The following is a 16,839-nucleotide window of genomic DNA, read 5'->3' as shown; positions in this document are numbered from 1 at the left end:
CAAGCGAAAAGGGGCAGTTTTGCGTCTGCTCGGCGGAGTTACTTGCTGGCGCGGATGGCCTCGAACACGCTCGGGTCCACCAGCGTCGAGGTGTCACCGAGCTCGCGGCCCTCGGCGACGTCGCGCAGTAGCCGGCGCATGATCTTGCCGCTGCGGGTCTTGGGCAGCTCGGGCACCACGTGGATCTCCCGCGGCTTGGCGATCGGGGAGATCTCGGTGGCCACCTGGGCGCGCAGCTCGTCGATCATGGTGTCGGCACCGCCGTGCGCGCTGGCCTTCAGGATCACGAACGCGCAGATGGCCTGTCCTGTGGTGTCGTCACTGGCGCCGACGACTGCCGCCTCGGCCACCCCGGAGTGCCCGACCAGGGCCGACTCCACCTCGGCGGTCGAGATGCGGTGCCCCGAGATGTTCATGACATCGTCGATGCGGCCCAGCACCCAGATGTTGCCGTCAGAGTCGTAGCGGGCGCCGTCACCGGCGAAGTACCAGCCCTGCTCGGCGAAGCGTGACCAGTAGGTTTCGGTGAACCGCTGCGGGTCACCCCAGATGCCGCGCAGCATCGCCGGCCACGGCTTGTCCAGCACCAGGTAGCCGGTGACGTGCTCGGCTTCGTCGGCGCCCGGTACCAGCTCGGTGCCTTCGTCGTCGACGATCCTGGCTGAGATGCCGGGCAGCGGAGTCATCGCCGAGCCGGGCTTGGCTGCGGTCACACCGGGCAGCGGCGAGATCATGATGGCCCCGGTCTCGGTCTGCCACCAGGTGTCCACGATCGGAGTCTTGTTGGCGCCGATGACTTCCCGGTACCAGCGCCAGGCCTCGGGATTGATCGGCTCGCCCACCGAACCGAGCAGCCGCAGGCTCGACAGGTTGTGCGCGGACGGGATCTGACGGCCCAGCTTCATGAAGGTGCGGATCAGCGTCGGCGCGGTGTAATAGATTGTGACGCCGTACTTTTCGATTATCTCGAAGTGGCGGTGCTCGGTCGGTGAGGTGGGGGTGCCCTCGTAGACCACCTGGGTGGCGCCGTTGGCCAGCGGTCCGTAGGTGATGTAGGTGTGCCCGGTCACCCAGCCGATGTCGGCGGTGCACCAGTACACGTCGGTCTCGGGTTTGAGGTCGAAAACGTTGTAGTGGGTGTACGCCGCCTGGGTGAGGTAGCCGCCCGAGGTGTGCACGATGCCCTTGGGCTTGCCGGTGGTGCCCGAGGTGTAGAGCAGGAACAGCGGCTGCTCGGAGTCGAACGACTCCGGGGTGTGATCGGTGGAGGCGTTATCCACGGTCTCGTGCCACCACAGGTCGCGGCCGTCGGTCCAGTTCACGTCGATTCCGGTGCGCCGCACCACCAGTACGTGGTCGACCGACGGCTGGTCTGAGACGGCGTCGTCGACGGCATCCTTCAATGAGGCGGCCTTGCCGCGCCGGTACTGGCCGTCGGTGGTGATGACGAGCTTGGCCTGGGCATCCTCGATGCGTGCCTTGAGTGCACTGGCGGAGAAACCGGCGAACACCACAGAGTGCATGGCGCCCAGTCGCGCGCAGGCCAGCATCGCCACGATCGCCTCGGGCACCATCGGCATGTAGATGGCGACGCGATCGCCGGCGGTCAGGCCGAGTGCGGTCAGGGCATTGGCCGCTCGGGAGACCTCGTCCTTGAGTTGGGCGTAGGTGATGTCGCGGGCGTCACCGACCGGTTCCCCCTCCCAGTGGATCGCGACCCGGTCGCCGTTGCCCGCCTCGACGTGACGGTCCACACAGTTGTAGGCGACGTTGAGCTTGCCGCCCACGAACCACTTCGCGAACGGTGCCTGCGACCAGTCGAGTACCTCGCTGAACGGGGTCTGCCAGCTCAGCCGGTTGGCCTGGGCGGCCCAGAACGCCAGCCGGTCTTGCTCGGCCTCGGCGTACAACTCACCCGTCGCGTTGGCGTTGGCCGCGAAATCGGCAGGCGGCGGATAGGCTGACGGAACTTCGGTAGACGTCGCTGGGGCGTTTGACATGCGTGTGAGCCTAGTCACCAAACGTTGCAGCGGCGTTGGGACATCACATGGCGGCTGCCGGGCGGCGGTCTTGATGCGCCCAACGGTCGGCGAGGTGACGTTCAGCGGTCGGCTAGCGTTTCGGCTATGACCGATCCACTCGCACCGCTGGTCGACCTGCCCGGTGTTTCTGCGGCCAGCGACGAGGCGCGTGAGGCCCTGGGCCGGGCGCATCGACACAAGTTCAATCTGCGCGGCTGGCCGCAGACCGCTGCCGAAGCCGCCCTGCGGGCGGCGCGGGCCTCGGCGGTGCTCGATGGTGGGGCCGTCCAGCTGTCCGCCGACGGTGAACCCGACGCGGTGACCGCGGGCGCCATCCGGGTCGCCGAGGCGCTCGAAGGCGGCGCCACCGCGCTGGTCGGGGTGTGGCAGCGGGCCCCGATGCAGGCACTGGCCCGGCTGCACGCGCTGGCCGCCGCCGACCTCACCGACGACGAGCACCTGGGCCGGCCGCGGACCGATCCCGACGTCGGTCGTCGTCTCGAGCTGCTGACCGAAATCCTGGCCGGCGGCTCCAAGGTTCCCGCCCCCGTGCTGGCCGCCGTCGCGCACGGCGAACTACTCAGCCTGGCTCCGTTCGGCACCGCCGACGGCGTGGTGGCCCGCGCGGTCTCGCGCCTGGTGACGATCGCCAGCGGGCTGGACCCGCACGGGCTCGGGGTTCCCGAGGTGCACTGGATGCGGAAGTCGGGGGAGTACCGGGCTGCCGCACGGGGATTCGCCTCGGGCACACCCGACGGGCTGACCGCATGGCTGCTGCTCAGTAGTGAGGCCTTGAAGGGCGGAGCGCGGGAAGCGCTGCAGATCGCGCAGTCGGCAGCCGGTTGACGCTCCCGGTCACAGGGCTCTCAGCAAACGAAAGCGGGCGACGTTCCGAAACGATGTTTCGGCTCGTCGCCCGCTAGCACGGATACCGGTTACCAAGCGTGCCAGATGGGTTACGTGGGTGGCCTCGGCGTCCTTGCAATGCGCTTCGGCTGCAACCCTACCCAAAGGACCGTCGGTGCCGTCCGCTCTTCGCAATCACGCAGGCCCGCAACACTTTTGCCTATTCCGCGGCATGTGCTCCGCGTGGGTGCCGGAACCCGTGCTGGGGAGCCCGGTTCGGGAGATCTAGCCTTCTCTTCCGGCTACACCTTGGCCTCATCCAAGCTTCCGTGGTTCCTTTGTACTACGTGACCACGGTCACAGCAAGGGTGAAATGCGCCTGACTTCTGATCGTTACGCCGGGGTGTCAGCTACTACGTGCGGTAGGTCAGGAAGTGAAGCGGCGAAGGAGTGAATATGTCAGTGCGCCGGCCGCCAGGGCGCTGATTCCGACGGCCGCAGTGGTGGCCACCGCGGCCCCCGACGGTGCCGGAATCCGGTCACGCAGCGACACCGGCCTGGTGAAGGTCAGCACCGGCCAGCCGCGCGAGGCGGCCTCCTTGCGCAGTCCCCGGTCCGGATTGACCGCGGTGGGGTGGCCCACGGACTCGAGCATCGGAACGTCGGTGATCGAATCCGAATAGGCATAGCAGTGGTCGAGGGTGTAGCCCTCGCGTGCGGCCAGGGCGCGGATCGCCTCGACCTTGCCCTCGCCGAAGCAGTAGAAGGCGATCTCGCCGGTGTAGCGGCCCTCTTCGACCACCATCCGGGTGGCCATGGCGTGGGTGGCACCCAGTGCCCTGGCGATCGGCGCGACGATCTCCTCGCCCGAGGCCGACACCACCACAACGTCGCGGCCGCACAGCTTGTGGTCGGCGATCAGCTCGGCCGCCTCGGCGAACACCAGTGGGTCGACGATGTCGTGCAACGTCTCGCCGACGATCGACTTGACCTGTTCGACATCCCATCCCGTGCACATGTTGGTGATGTAGCTGCGCATCCGGTCCATCTGCTCGTGGTCGGCGCCCGACATCAAGAACAGAAACTGGGCATACGTCGACTTGAGAACGGTGCGCCGGTTCAGCAGCCCCTGGTTGAAGAAAGGTTTGCTGAAAGCAAGCGTGCTGGACTTGGCGATGACGGTCTTGTCGAGGTCGAAGAAGGCCGCCGTACGCACCGGCCGACCGTCGCGCGGTCCGGATTGCTGTGCCATCAACTCCCCGGCAGCCCGATCGGATGCGGTCACAAGCGCCAGCATAGAGGCAGGTGCATCGTCTTATCCGACTGCCGGTGCAAAATGGCAGTTCACGACACATTCTTTCGGGCTTGACTCCCGGAATCCCGGTTGGTAGCCCGCACGGGTGTCTCTTGCATGTTTTGGCAGTTCCGTGTGTATAGTGAGCATTACTCGGCTTATGCCGAGGGTGTATCAGCCCGACCCCCCGGGGCTGATACACGACGACCTCCGCCTCCTCCCCCCCTGGCGGGGGTCGTCCCTTTTCTGGGGGAAGAATCCTCGGCGACCGAGCCTCGTTGGTTGCGGAACCGTATTTTCACTGGACCTGGTCGGTACGTTCGCGGACCGCGGTTCATCCCCAGCGCGCATTTCATCCACAATCCGTGAATTCGTGATGGTGCCCGGCGCGGGGTTGCCCGCAGGGTGGGCACATGGCCGTCCCGAACCCCTCGATCACCCCGACCGGCACCGTGCTGGCCTTGATCGGCGACCCACTGCTGCGTGAGGACGTGTCCCGGGTGGCCGCGGCCGCCGGCGTCGGTCTCGTCGTCGTCGACGAGCCGTCCGGGCGCAAGGCCTGGGTGGCGGCGGCCGCGGTCCTGCTCGACTCTCCGGCCGCGCAGCGGTGCGCCGCCCGGGCGCTGCCCCGGCGCACCCGGGTGATCCTGGTCGGTCACGACGACCCACGGCCGGGCGACTGGCAGGCCGCGATCTCCGTCGGCGCGCAACACGTGGTGACGCTTCCCGCCCAGGACGCCGACCTTGTGGCGGCCTTGTCCGAAGCCGCCTGCCACGACGATGCCGGCCGGGGTCCGGTGGTGGCCGTGGTGGGCGCCCGCGGGGGTGCCGGGGCATCGGTGTTCGCGGTGGCATTGGCGCAGTCGGCGCCGGCCGCGCTGCTGGTCGAGGCGGACCCGTGGAGTGGGGGGATCGATCTGGTGGCGGGCAGCGAGGACCTGGCCGGCCTGCGCTGGCCGGATCTGGCTCTGCAGGGCGGCCGGTTGGGTTATCCGGCGTTGCGTGACGCGCTGCCCCGCCGGGACGGGGTCAGCGTGCTCTCCAGCGGGCGCTCCGGTACCGACATCGAGGCCGGGCCGCTGGGCGCAGTCGTCGACGCGGGGTGCCGCGGCGGTGTCACGGTCGTGTGCGACGTGCCCCGGCGCGCCACCGAAGCGGCCGAAACCGCCTTGGACGCAGCCGATCTGGTGGTCCTGGTGACGCCCGCCGATGTGCGATCGTGTACCGCGGCGGCGGCCGCGCGACCGTGGGTGCTGGCCTGTAATCCGAATGCCGGTGTCGTGGTGCGGGGCCCATCGCCGGGAGGGCTGCGGGCTGCCGAGGTGGCCCGCATCGTGGATCTGCCCCTGCTGGCCGCGATGCGACCACAGGCCGGCATCGCCGAGATTCTGGAGCGCGGCGGGTTGCGGGTGCGGCCGCGGTCGCCGTTGGGTTCGGCGGCACGGCGGGTGCTGTCGGTGCTCGCCGGTCATCCTGCGCAGGAGGCGGGCGCGGCATGAGCGCCTCGCTGATCGATCGGGTGCGTGAACGGCTGGTGGCCGAAGCCTCTCCGTTCAGCCCGGGCGTCGTCGCCGCGGCGATCCGGGCCGAGTCGGGCGGCCTGCTCGGGGACACCGAGGTACTGAGCAACCTACGGCTGCTGGAGACCGAGCTGACCGGAGCCGGAATCCTGGAGCCACTGCTGTGCGCGCCGACCACCACCGATGTCCTGGTGACCGCCCCCGATGCGGTGTGGGTGGATGACGGCAGCGGGTTGCACCGCAGCGCAGTCTGTTTCCCCGACGAAGGCGCGGTCCGCCGGCTGGCCCAGCGGTTGGCGCTGCTGGCCGGGCGCCGGCTCGACGAGGCGCAGCCGTGGGTGGACGGTCAGCTCACCGGCATCGGACCGTTCGCCGTACGCCTGCATGCGGTGTTGCCTCCGATCGCCGCCGCGGGCACCTGCCTGTCGCTGCGGGTATTGCGCCCGGCTACCCAGAATCTCGACACCCTCACCCGGTCCGGGGCGATCCCACCGCAGGCCGCCGACCTGGTGCGGGCGATCATCCGCGCCCGGCTGGCGTTTCTGATCTCGGGCGGCACGGGATGCGGGAAGACCACCCTTTTGGCCGCCGCGCTCGGCGCCGTCCCAGACCATGAACGCATCGTGTGCGTCGAGGACGCTGCCGAATTGGCCCCGCCGCACCCACATCTGGTCAAGCTGGTGGCCCGGGGCGCCAACGTCGAAGGCGTCGGCGAGGTCACCGTGCGCGAGCTGGTCCGGCAGGCATTGCGGATGCGTCCGGACCGCATCGTCGTCGGTGAGGTCCGCGGGGCCGAGGTCGTCGACCTGCTGGCCGCGCTCAACACCGGGCATGACGGTGGGGCGGGCACCGTGCATGCCAACAGTCCCGCGGAGGTCCCGGCCCGGTTGGAGGCACTCGGTGCGCTCGGCGGGTTGGACCGCGCCGCGCTGGTCAGTCAGCTGGCGGCGGCCGTGCAGATCCTGCTGCACGTCGGGCGTGACGGTGCCGGGCAGCGCCGGCTCGCCGAGATCGCTGTGCTGCGCCGAGCCGCCCGCGATGATCTGGAGGTGGTGACGGCCTGGCATGCCGATACCGGGTTGGGTTGTGGTGCAGACGCTCTCAATGCCCTCATCGAACATCGGGTGGCGTCGTGACGGCGAGTGCGCTGGCACTGGCAGCGGCACTGCTGCTGTGGCCGGCCACACCCCGGCGGGCGGCCGCGCTGCGGCGGGTGGATTCACCGGTCCGGTGCCGGGTGCGTGCAACGCCGGTCGTGTTGCCGGTGGGTGTCATTGTGGCCTGGCTGGTTCCGTTGCCGGTCGCCCTGGCCGCGGCGGTGGTGGCGGGCACTGTGGCGATACGCCGTCGGCGCCGCGCCGCCCGGCGGCAGCGACAACAGGAATCCGGGGCACTGCAGGCTGCCTTGGATGTGTTGGTGGGTGAACTGCGTACCGGAGTACACCCGGTGACCGCTTTCGCGACTGCGGCCGGCGAAGTGGCCGGGCCGGTTCATCACGGCATGAGTGCCGTCGCCGCCCGGGCGCGCCTGGGAGCCGACGTCGCGGCCGGGTTGGACGATGTCGCGGCAGGCTCACAGATGCCGATGCACTGGGAGCGGCTCGCTTCCTGCTGGCGCCTGGCCCACGCGTATGGACTCTCCATCGCCACTCTGATGCGCACCGCGCAGCGCGACATCGTTGAGCGTGAACGCTTTTCCTCACACGTCGAAGCAGCGATGGCGGGTCCGCGGGCGACGGCGGCGGTGCTGGCCGGGCTGCCGGTGGCCGGGATCGCGCTGGGCCAGTTGATCGGTGCGCGGCCGTTGGCCTTCCTGTGTGGTGCGGGAGTGGGCGGATGGCTGCTGGTCATCGGAGTCCTACTGGCGTGCGCCGGCCTGATGTGGTCGGACCGGATCACCGAACAGGCGCTGAGATGAGCTGGGCAGCACTGTTTCTCGCCACCGCCATACTTGTCGGAGCGGGTCCGGCCCGCGTACGCAACCGTGCCGTACCCACGCCGGTGCGGCGGGCAAGCCTGCAGCCGGTGCGGGCTGACGATCCGCTCGCCGCGGCCTCGACGTTCGACTTGTTCGCTGCCTGCCTGGCCGCCGGGATGGCGGTGTCGACGGCGGCTGCGGCCGTCACCCCGTCAGCCCCACCGGCACTGGCGCCGCTGCTGCGCCGCGCGGCCGAACTCCTGGCACTCGGAGCGGACCCGGCCAGGGCCTGGGCGGCAGTAGATGCCGCTGTGCCCCAGGACAAGAACGCTGAAGCGCTGTTGCGCCTGGCCCGTCGCTCGGCAGCCTCGGGCAGTGCCTTGGCCGACGGGGTGGCGGAGTTGGCCGTCCAGACGCGGCACGACGCCGCCACCTCGGCCGACGCGGTCGCGGAACGCGCCTCGGTTCTGGTCGCCGGTCCGCTCGGGCTGTGCTATCTGCCGGCGTTTCTGTGTCTGGGCGTCATACCTGTGGTTGCCGGCCTGGCCGGTGACGTACTGGGTTCAGGTCTGTTGTGAGCACACATCGCAAAGGGAGGAAAAGTCATGGCAGGAAACATGATTCGGCGTGCGAAGGCCAGGGCGACGCTGTTGGCGCTCGACGAATCAGGGATGTCCACCGTCGAGTACGCGATCGGGACGATTGCCGCGGCGGCGTTCGGGGCGATCCTGTACACCGTGGTCACCGGAGACTCGATCGTGAGTGCGCTGACCAACATCATCAGCCGGGCCCTGAACACCAACGTCTAGATGACCGGGGTGCGGTCACCGTCGAGGCCGCGTTTGCGATCGCGTCGCTGGTGGCGGTCCTGGTGCTGTGCTTCGGCGGCCTCAATGCGGTGGGCCTGCAGATCCGCTGCATCGACGCCGCGCGTGAAGCCGCCCGCCTGGCTGCCCGAGGTGACGGCGAGGAGGCGACGGCCGCCGCGCGCCGGGTCGCCCCGTCGGGCGCGGTGGTGCACGTCGGTCAGGACGGCGGTCTGGTGGTGGCTCGGGTCAGCGCAGCCACGGTGCTGCCGGGGTTCACGGTGTCCGCCGAGGCGGCCGCGGCTCCCGAGCCCGGCGTCGGGTGAACGGGGATCGGCCACGCTGCTGGCCGCGGCCATGATCGCGATGCTGATCGCGTTCGCGGCGGGCGGCGCCTACCTCGGTGCGGCCGTGACGGCCCGGCACCGGGCTCAGGCCGCAGCGGACCTGGCCGCCGTGGGCGCTGCCGGCGCTGTGGCGTCCGGCCCGGATGCGGCGTGCCGACAGGCTAACCAGATCGCGGCCCGGATGAGATCGATCGTCGGGTCCTGCCGGATCGACGGGCTCGATGTCGTGCTCGAGGTCTCGGTGCCGGTCCGCCTCGGTCGCTGGGGCGTCGGCCCGGCTCGGGCGGCTGCTCGCGCGGGTCCGGTGGATGCGGCCGGTTAGTCGAGCTCGTCGAGGTCTGCTGCGGCGACCTCGTCATCGGTCGGCAGCCGAAGGGCGATCAGGCCAGCGAAGGTGTCGTCGTCGAGTTCGATCCGGTTGATCGTCATGTGCACCGGCCGCCAGCCACCGTCCTCGGCGCGCATCCGCAGCACGGCAGTGGTGGCGCCGTCGGTGAAATCCGACGTCATCCGGGCCATGTGCCGGGCGTCGGCAGGGTGGATGCGGGCCTGCCCGCCGTCGCGGTTACGCCAGTCGAAGAACGGTGCGGGATCGTCGAGCCATTTCAGAAGCTTCCAGTCGTCGAGGCCGACCAGCGCCCGGTGCACACCGGGCCGGGCCAGCCCGTCGAGGATGCGTTGGGCCAGATTGTCGGGGCGCGCCACCGCTTGCTCACGCTCGCTGCGCCAGTTCATCGCCCGGCAGATCAGCCGCTCGGAGCCGTCATCGTGGGGTTCCAGCATTACCCGGGCCACGAATCCCGCGGTGATGGGCTCCCCGCGGTGGTCGGTGAGATCCCAGGTGGCGCACATAGTGTGGCCCACCACGGGTTTGATCGTCATGGCCAACACCTTGGCCTCACTGCCGTTGAGGTCCCTGGCCGGCAGGTCATCGGCGAACATTCGGCCATGGGTGGCTTCGATCTCCGGGTTCTTACCGCCGTTGAGCAGGGATTCGGCAGTGTCGGTAGCCACGCCGGTTGTCAGGTCCCAGACCAGCGGGCCCGGAACGGGCCGCGGCGGCGGCTCGGCATCGGTCGGCCCGATCCAGACGTGCACCCCGTGGATGTGTCCGTCTGACATCCGCACCACCTCAGTGCGGATTACGCGGTCGTTCTTGGGTGTGATGCTGCTGAAGCCCTGGCTGGCCTGCACGGTTTCCCTGATGGCGCTCTGAATTGCCATCAGGTGCGGATTCCGGCGCAGAAACACACTGATCGGGACGAGGTTCTTTGTCTGCAGACCTCGTGCGACCACAACAGGCTCGCTACCCAGTGTCTCCACGAGCAGCCAGTCGTGGGTCATGCGCGGCATTTTACCGGCGGGACCGTAGCTGTCTGCACACCCGACAACGACGGAATCCGCACCTGAAAACTGCGGATTACGGTCGCAGTTTCCGAAACTAGCGCCTGTCGGGTTGCAAACATGAGTGAGGTCACGTAATTTGCCACTGCGCCCGGCCTCCGGGATTGGGAACGGATCGCGTTGTCCGACCGTTCGTCGCAACGTCTGTGTGTTCGGCGTGGCCGAATGCAGCCACGTAGTTGTCGATCCGCGTAGTCGGCCGTCGAGGGGTCGGTCGTCAATGCGGTCGGGGGATCACGCTGAGGACGTATTCAGCGCGCCGAGCACCAGGCGGAGCACCTTCACCGCGCCCGTTTTGTCCAGCGGGTCGTTGCCGTTACCGCACTTCGGTGACTGCACGCACGAGGGGCAACCCTGCGGGCACTCACAAGCTTCGATCGCGTCGGCCGTCGCGCCCCACCATGTACTCAGATTGCGGAATCCGCGGTCGGCGAAGCCGGCACCGCCCGGATAGCCGTCGTACACGAAGATCGACGGCAAACCGTCCACCGGCCCGACGGCCGTCGATACCCCGCCGATGTCGCCCCGGTCGCAGCTGGCCACCAGCGGCAACAGGCCTATCGACGCGTGTTCGGCGGCGTGCAGGCTCCCCGGGACGGCGAGCGGGTCAATACCGCTGTCCTGCAGTGCTTCCGGGGTGATGGCGCACATCACCGCCATGGTGTCCAGCGTGCTGGGTGGCATGTCCAGTTCCACGAAATCGATGACCTCGCCGTCGATGCGGCGGCGCAGGTAGCCGACCACGGTGTTGGTCACCGACACCGGAACCAGCCCGACCGTGACCGGCCCGAACGTCCTGCGTTCGCCGGGCCCGGTGACCGATATGTCGGTGAGTTCCCTGGCGAAGGTGCTGTAGCCGGGATCGGTGGCGTACACGAACGCCACACCGTCCTCGAAAGACAGCGAGTCGACCAGGTAGGTCTCGCCCTGGTGCAGGTATACCGCGCCGGGATGCAGCGAGGCTGCTGCCCGGCCGGCGCCGGTGCTGCCCAGCATCCGGCCGGTATCGGCTTCCAGGATCGCGATCTGGCCGCCGCTGGAGCCGCGGATGTCCACGGCCGGGTGCGGATCCACCCCGGGCGCGGGGAAGTAGCCACCCGGACGCTTGCGCAACAACCCGTCGTCGACCAGGGTTCCGGCCACCGCCTCGGCGTTCCACAGCCGGACCTCGGCCGCCGTCAGCGGCAGCTCGGCTGCGGCGCAGAGCAATTGCGGGCCCAGCACGTGCGGATTCGTCGGGTCGATCACCACCCGTTCGATCGGCTTGTCCAACAGCGCCGCGGGATGGTGCACGAGATAGGTGTCCAGGGGGTCATCGCGGGCGATCAACACGATCAGCGCGCCCTGCCCACGCCGGCCGGACCGGCCGGCCTGCTGCCAGAACGAGGTGACGGTGCCGGGAAATCCGGCCAGCACCACCGCATCCAGCCCCGCGATGTCGATGCCCAGTTCCAGCGCATTGGTGGTGGCCAGCCCACGCAGCCGCCCGTCGGTCAGCGCGCGTTCCAGCTCGCGGCGGTCCTCGGCGAGATAGCCGGCGCGGTAGGACGCCACCAGATCGGCCAGCTCGGGTGCGGTGTCCTCCAACCGGGCCCGGGTTCCCAGTGCGGTGAGCTCGGCGCCGCGGCGGGACCGGACGAATGTCAGGGTCCGCGCGCCCTCGGTCATCAGATCGGCCATCACCCGGGCGGCCTCGGCGCCCGCCGAACGTCGCACCGGCGCGCCGTTCTCGCCGGTGAGATCGTCCAGCAGAGCCGGCTCCCACAGCGCGATCGTGCGAGCGCCCTGCGGGGAGCCGTCCTCGGTCACCTCGGCGACGGTCTGCCCGATCAATTCGGCGGCGGTCTCGGCCGGTGACGCCGTGGTGGCGCTCGCGAAAATCACCGTCGGCCCAGCATTGTCGGCGGAATATCTCTCGCACAGTCGCAGCAGCCGGCGCAGCACCATGGCCACGTTGGAGCCGAAAATGCCACGGTAGTAATGGCATTCGTCGACGACGATGAACTTGAGGTGGCGCAGGAACACCGCCCAGCGGGCGTGGTTGCGCAGCAGCGACAGGTGGATCATGTCGGGGTTCGAGAAGATCCAGCGTGATCGCTCCCGGGCGAACCGGCGCACCTCGGTCGCGCTGTCGCCGTCGTACGGAGCCGGCGCGACATCGCGCAGTGCGGTCACGGTCTCGGTCAGATGCTGCGCGGTACGCAGCTGGTCATGACCGAGCGCCTTCGTCGGTGACAGGTAGAGCACCCGCGCCTGCCGGTCTTCGGCCAACGCCGACAGGATCGGCAGTTGGTAGGCCAGAGACTTGCCCGACGCGGTTCCGGTGGACACGACCACGTGACGTCCGTCGTGGGCCAACTCGGCGGCGGCGAGTTGATGCGACCACGGTGCGGAGATCCCGCGGTCGGTCAGCGCCTGCACGACCTCCGGATGAGCCCATTCTGGCCACTGCTGCGGTTTGCCGTGTCGTGGCGGGATATCCGCAACATGGCGTAGCGGATCTTCGCCGGACGGGGTGCCGTCGACAGCGCAAGCCAGCAGCTCACGGCCGAAATCCGACCCCTGATCCAGCACTCCTGATCCTCCTACCATCTACCCCGCCGACATCGGCCCGGATTTGTAAACGAATTGTTCACCACGCGCCGTATCCCGAGACTGTTGCAGCGGCCCTCAACATGATTGACTGATCACGGTCGCAGCTTCTGTGTTTGTACTCGCACTCGCAGGATCGTCGTTGCGATCGCGGTTCCTGCGAGGGTTGTAGGTCGGGTCTAAGTTCCGGGCGACTCCACGAAGGTATGGCGGTCGGAACGGGCCCGGTGCACCGGAAGTAGGTGGACCGCACCCGGTTGAAAGAGAAGGAAAGAACAAAAGATGCCACAGGGAACTGTGAAGTGGTTCAACGCGGAGAAGGGCTTCGGCTTCATTGCTCCCGAGGACGGCTCTGCTGACGTGTTTGTCCACTACACGGAAATCCAGGGCAGCGGATTCCGCACCCTGGAGGAGAACCAGAAGGTTGAGTTCGAGGTCGGCCAGAGCCCCAAGGGGCCGCAGGCCACGGGTGTTCGGGCCATCTGAGCCACAAACCCAACGAGACACCCCCGTGTGAGTCCGTACCGGACACCGCGGGGGTGTTCTCGTTTTTGCGGCCCGCGCTGGCCTAGTGTCGATTTGTGAGCCAGCTGTCCTTCTTCTCGGCTGAGTCGGTGCCGCCCGCGGTGGCCGACCTGACCGGGGTTCTCGCCGGGCCGGGGCAGGTTGTGTTGGCGAGTCACGGCGGCCAGCAGGCCGCCCGGATCTCGGTGGTCGTCGACGAGCTGTGGCGCGCCCAGGGCCTGGCCGAGATGATGAGTGAGGCCGGGCTCGTCTCGGAGATCTCCAGGACCGACGAGAACAACCCGCTGGTGCGCACCGCGCTGGACCCGCAGTTGATGCTGATCGCCCGGGAGTGGACCAGGGGCGCGGTCAAGACGGTGCCGGCCGGATGGCTGCCCGGTGCCCGCGAGCTGCGGGCCTGGACGTTGGCGGCGGGCACGCCTGAGGCTGACGACCGTTATCTGCTCGGGCTGGACCCGCATGCACCCGATACCCACCCGGCGCTGGCCGCGGCCATGATGCGAGTGGGGATCGCCCCGACATTGATCGGGACGAGAGGCTCACATCCGGCCCTGCGGATCAGCGGGCGGCGACGGCTATCACGCCTGGTCGAGAACGTCGGGGAACCACCCGGGGAGGGCGCGGCGTTGGCGCACTGGCCACGTATTTAATGGTGGACACACGGAGAGCCGGTTTGCGTAGGCTCGCGCGTAATGCGAAATTGTCAGTTGCCGGGCGTGGCGCGGCAACTATAGAAGTGGAGCGTAGGCACAGTTGGCTGGCGATAGCGGCAGCGGTAGCAAGGGACCTGTCCGGCGACTCGTGATTGTGGAGTCGCCGACAAAAGCGCGCAAGATCGCTGGCTACCTAGGCTCCAATTATGTGGTCGAATCTTCCCGCGGGCACATCCGTGACCTGCCGCGCAATGCCGCTGACGTGCCGGCAAAGTACAAATCCGAACCGTGGGCGCGCCTCGGGGTCAATGTCGACGACAACTTCGAACCGCTGTACATCGTCAGCCCGGAGAAGAAGAGCACCGTCACCGAGCTGAAGGACCTGCTCAAGGGCGTTGACGAGCTCTACCTCGCGACGGACGGTGACCGCGAGGGTGAGGCGATCGCCTGGCATCTGCTGGAAACGCTGAAGCCCAAGGTGCCGGTCCGGCGGATGGTGTTCCACGAGATCACCGAACCCGCGATCCGCGCCGCCGCGGAGAATCCGCGTGACCTGGACATCGCGCTGGTCGACGCGCAGGAAACCCGCCGCATCCTCGACCGGCTCTACGGCTACGAAGTGTCGCCCGTGCTGTGGAAGAAGGTCGCACCGAAGCTCTCGGCAGGCCGGGTGCAGTCGGTGGCCACGCGCATCATCGTGCAGCGCGAGCGGGAGCGCATGGCGTTCCGCAGCGCCGGCTACTGGGACGTCAGCGCCGAACTGGACGCGAGCGTCTCCGACCCGCAGGCCACCCCGCCCAAGTTCACCGCCAAGCTCAACACCGTCGACGGCCGTCGCGTCGCCGCCGGTCGTGATTTCGACTCACTGGGCCAGCTGAAGAAGCCCGACGAGGTGCTCGTGCTCGACGAGGCCAGTGCCGGGGCCCTGGCCGCCGGACTGCGTGGCGCCCAGTTGGCCGTCAGCTCCGTCGAGCAGAAGCCGTACACGCGCAAGCCGTACGCACCGTTCATGACGTCGACGCTGCAGCAGGAGGCCGCCCGCAAGCTGCGGTTCTCCTCGGAGCGCACCATGAGCATCGCGCAGCGGCTGTACGAGAACGGCTACATCACCTACATGCGTACCGACTCGACGACGCTGTCGGAGTCGGCCATCAACGCCGCGCGTAACCAGGCGGGCCAGCTGTACGGCTCGGAGTACGTGCACCCGACGCCGCGGCAGTACACCCGCAAGGTCAAGAACGCCCAAGAGGCGCACGAGGCGATCCGCCCCGCCGGTGACGTGTTCCAGACCCCGGGCCAGCTGCACGCGCAGCTCGATACCGACGAGTTCCGGCTCTACGAGCTGATCTGGCAGCGCACCGTGGCCTCGCAGATGGCCGACGCGCGCGGTACGACGCTGTCACTGCGCATCGCCGGCACCGCGGCGGGTGGCGAGCAGGTCGTCTTCAACGCCTCCGGTCGCACCATCACGTTCCCGGGCTTCCTCAAGGCCTACGTCGAGAGCATCGACGAGCTGGCCGGCGGTGAGTCCGACGATGCCGAGAGCCGCCTGCCCAACCTGACCCAGGGGCAGCGCGTCGACGCCGCCGATCTGACCGCCGACGGCCACCAGACCAGCCCGCCGGCGCGCTACACCGAGGCCTCGCTGATCAAGGCCCTCGAAGAGCTGGGCATCGGCCGTCCGTCGACGTACAGCTCGATCATCAAGACCATCCAGGACCGCGGCTACGTGCAGAAGAAGGGCAGCGCGCTGGTGCCGTCCTGGGTTGCCTTCGCGGTCGTGGGCCTGTTGGAGCAGCACTTCGGCCGGCTGGTGGATTACGACTTCACCGCGGCCATGGAGGACGAGCTCGACGAGATCGCCAACGGCCAGGAGCAACGCACCAACTGGCTGTCGAACTTCTACTTCGGCGGCGACCACGGCGTCGAGGGTTCGATCGCCCGGGCCGGTGGGCTCAAGCACCTCGTCGGCGGCAACCTCGAAGGCATCGACGCTCGAGAAGTCAACTCCATCAAGCTCTTTGACGATGAGGAAGGCCGCGCGGTGGTGGTCCGGGTCGGCCGTAACGGGCCGTACCTGGAGCGGATGATCGCCGATCCGGACAACCCGGGCGAGCTCAAGCCGCAGCGCGCCAACCTCAAGGACGAGCTGACTCCGGATGAGCTGACCCTGGAGTTGGCCGAAAAGGCTTTCGCCACACCGCAAGAGGGCCGGGTGCTGGGTGTCGACCCCGTGTCCGGACACGAAATCGTCGCCAAGGACGGACGATTCGGTCCCTATGTCACGGAGATCCTCCCGGAACCCCCCGAGGACCCGGATGCGGGCGCGACGGCCAAGAAGGGCAAGAAGCCGACCGGGCCCAAGCCGCGCACCGGATCGCTGTTGCGGTCAATGGATCTGGAGACGGTGACGCTCGACGACGCGCTCAAGCTGCTGTCGTTGCCGCGGGTGGTCGGCGTCGACCCGTCGAACAACGAGGAGATCACCGCGCAGAACGGCCGCTATGGCCCATACCTGAAGCGCGGCACCGACTCTCGCTCGCTGGCCACCGAGGAACAGATGTTCACCATCACCCTCGACGAGGCGCTGAAGATCTACGCCGAGCCGAAACGCCGTGGGCGCCAGGCCGCTGCCGCCCCGCCGCTGCGTGAGCTGGGTACCGACCCGGCGTCGGGCAAGCCGATGGTGATCAAGGACGGCCGGTTCGGTCCGTACGTCACCGACGGTGAGACCAACGCCAGCCTGCGCAAGGGCGATGACGTGCAGTCGATCACCGACGAGCGGGCCTCGGAGCTGTTGGCCGATCGCCGGGCCCGTGGACCGGTGAAGAAGGCCGCCAAGAAGGTTGCGAAGAAGGCGCCGGCCAAGAAGGCCCCGGCGAAGAAGGCCGCTGCCAAGAAGGCCTGAGCCGT

Annotated in this window: 15 protein-coding genes; 11 read left to right on the top strand and 4 right to left on the bottom strand. The window is 68.6% G+C overall.

Annotated features, from left to right (window positions below):
• Positions 1–38: 38 nt before the first annotated feature.
• Positions 39–2,000, bottom strand: a complete 1,962-nt coding sequence (gene acs / locus EYZ64_RS28970; protein WP_135459088.1) for an acetate--CoA ligase — start codon at positions 1,998–2,000, stop codon at positions 39–41.
• Positions 2,001–2,126: 126 nt separating this feature from the next.
• Here acs and EYZ64_RS28965 point away from each other — a divergent pair, with 126 nt between their 5' ends.
• Positions 2,127–2,867, top strand: a complete 741-nt coding sequence (locus EYZ64_RS28965) for a Fic family protein (RefSeq protein WP_135459085.1) — start codon at positions 2,127–2,129, stop codon at positions 2,865–2,867.
• A 427-nt stretch (positions 2,868–3,294) separates the two neighbouring features.
• On the opposite strand, the gene EYZ64_RS28955 is transcribed toward EYZ64_RS28965, so the two are convergent.
• Complete coding sequence (locus EYZ64_RS28955; protein ID WP_502702993.1) at positions 3,295–4,152, bottom strand: HAD-IB family hydrolase; 858 nt, start codon at positions 4,150–4,152, stop codon at positions 3,295–3,297.
• 422 nt (positions 4,153–4,574) lie between these two features.
• Here EYZ64_RS28955 and ssd point away from each other — a divergent pair, with 422 nt between their 5' ends.
• The 7 genes from ssd to EYZ64_RS32525 are packed head-to-tail and all read left to right on the top strand — an operon-like array spanning position 4,575 to position 9,074.
• A complete protein-coding gene (gene ssd, locus EYZ64_RS28950; protein WP_135459081.1) occupies positions 4,575–5,660 on the top strand; it encodes a septum site-determining protein Ssd in 1,086 nt (361 codons plus the stop codon).
• Complete coding sequence (locus tag EYZ64_RS28945; protein ID WP_135459079.1) at positions 5,657–6,817, top strand: TadA family conjugal transfer-associated ATPase; 1,161 nt, start codon at positions 5,657–5,659, stop codon at positions 6,815–6,817. The genes ssd and EYZ64_RS28945 overlap by 4 nt, the downstream gene beginning before the upstream one ends.
• Complete coding sequence (locus EYZ64_RS28940; protein ID WP_135459077.1) at positions 6,814–7,599, top strand: type II secretion system F family protein; 786 nt, start codon at positions 6,814–6,816, stop codon at positions 7,597–7,599. Before EYZ64_RS28945 ends, EYZ64_RS28940 begins: the two co-directional genes overlap by 4 nt.
• Positions 7,596–8,177: a type II secretion system F family protein gene (locus tag EYZ64_RS28935; RefSeq protein WP_167858017.1), complete on the top strand. Its 582-nt coding sequence runs from the start codon at positions 7,596–7,598 to the stop codon at positions 8,175–8,177. The genes EYZ64_RS28940 and EYZ64_RS28935 overlap by 4 nt, the downstream gene beginning before the upstream one ends.
• Positions 8,178–8,204: 27 nt before the next feature.
• The gene (locus EYZ64_RS28930) at positions 8,205–8,408 is read left to right on the top strand and encodes a DUF4244 domain-containing protein (protein ID WP_135459074.1); all 204 of its coding nucleotides are present in this window, start codon (positions 8,205–8,207) and stop codon (positions 8,406–8,408) included.
• Positions 8,409–8,446: 38 nt separating this feature from the next.
• Positions 8,447–8,731: a TadE family type IV pilus minor pilin gene (locus tag EYZ64_RS32530; RefSeq protein WP_286175349.1), complete on the top strand. Its 285-nt coding sequence runs from the start codon at positions 8,447–8,449 to the stop codon at positions 8,729–8,731.
• Between the two features lie 31 nt (positions 8,732–8,762).
• Positions 8,763–9,074, top strand: a complete 312-nt coding sequence (locus tag EYZ64_RS32525; RefSeq protein WP_353653697.1) for an Rv3654c family TadE-like protein — start codon at positions 8,763–8,765, stop codon at positions 9,072–9,074.
• Here the strand turns inward: EYZ64_RS32525 and EYZ64_RS28920 are convergent.
• A complete protein-coding gene (locus EYZ64_RS28920) occupies positions 9,071–10,096 on the bottom strand; it encodes a PAS domain-containing protein (RefSeq protein WP_135459072.1) in 1,026 nt (341 codons plus the stop codon). The genes EYZ64_RS32525 and EYZ64_RS28920 overlap by 4 nt on opposite strands.
• Before the next feature lie 294 nt (positions 10,097–10,390).
• Entirely contained in the window at positions 10,391–12,730 is a 2,340-nt protein-coding gene (locus EYZ64_RS28915; RefSeq protein ID WP_135459070.1) for a DEAD/DEAH box helicase, read from the bottom strand.
• A gap of 300 nt (positions 12,731–13,030) precedes the next feature.
• Between EYZ64_RS28915 and EYZ64_RS28910 the strand changes: the two genes are divergently transcribed.
• The 3 genes from EYZ64_RS28910 to topA all read left to right on the top strand — a co-directional run bounded on the left by EYZ64_RS28910 (position 13,031) and on the right by topA (position 16,834).
• On the top strand, positions 13,031–13,234 hold the full coding sequence (locus tag EYZ64_RS28910) for a cold-shock protein (protein ID WP_003882601.1): 204 nt from the start codon (positions 13,031–13,033) through the stop codon (positions 13,232–13,234).
• A gap of 95 nt (positions 13,235–13,329) precedes the next feature.
• A complete protein-coding gene (locus EYZ64_RS28905; protein ID WP_135459068.1) occupies positions 13,330–13,923 on the top strand; it encodes a hypothetical protein in 594 nt (197 codons plus the stop codon).
• 103 nt (positions 13,924–14,026) lie between these two features.
• Positions 14,027–16,834 carry a type I DNA topoisomerase gene (topA, locus tag EYZ64_RS28900; RefSeq protein WP_135459066.1) on the top strand — a complete coding sequence of 936 codons (2,808 nt, stop codon included), beginning with the start codon at positions 14,027–14,029 and terminating at the stop codon, positions 16,832–16,834.
• The last annotated feature ends 5 nt before the right edge of the window (positions 16,835–16,839 follow it).

This window comes from Mycobacterium sp. DL99, assembly GCF_004762045.1.
Taxonomy (GTDB): domain Bacteria; phylum Actinomycetota; class Actinomycetes; order Mycobacteriales; family Mycobacteriaceae; genus Mycobacterium.
The sequence above is the reverse complement of the archived record's forward strand: the minus strand, read 5'-3'. Positions and strand labels throughout refer to the sequence as shown.

Excerpts from the sequence above, each read along its gene's own strand:
- acs (WP_135459088.1), bottom strand. The coding sequence starts at position 2,000 with ATGTCAAACGCCCCAGCGACGTCTACCGAAGTTCCGTCAGCCTATCCG.
- EYZ64_RS28965 (WP_135459085.1), top strand. The coding sequence starts at position 2,127 with ATGACCGATCCACTCGCACCGCTGGTCGACCTGCCCGGTGTTTCTGCG.
- ssd (WP_135459081.1), top strand. The coding sequence starts at position 4,575 with ATGGCCGTCCCGAACCCCTCGATCACCCCGACCGGCACCGTGCTGGCC.
- EYZ64_RS28945 (WP_135459079.1), top strand. The coding sequence starts at position 5,657 with ATGAGCGCCTCGCTGATCGATCGGGTGCGTGAACGGCTGGTGGCCGAA.
- EYZ64_RS28935 (WP_167858017.1), top strand. The coding sequence starts at position 7,596 with ATGAGCTGGGCAGCACTGTTTCTCGCCACCGCCATACTTGTCGGAGCG.
- EYZ64_RS28930 (WP_135459074.1), top strand. The coding sequence starts at position 8,205 with ATGGCAGGAAACATGATTCGGCGTGCGAAGGCCAGGGCGACGCTGTTG.
- EYZ64_RS32525 (WP_353653697.1), top strand. The coding sequence starts at position 8,763 with ATGATCGCGATGCTGATCGCGTTCGCGGCGGGCGGCGCCTACCTCGGT.
- EYZ64_RS28920 (WP_135459072.1), bottom strand. The coding sequence starts at position 10,096 with ATGACCCACGACTGGCTGCTCGTGGAGACACTGGGTAGCGAGCCTGTT.
- EYZ64_RS28910 (WP_003882601.1), top strand. The coding sequence starts at position 13,031 with ATGCCACAGGGAACTGTGAAGTGGTTCAACGCGGAGAAGGGCTTCGGC.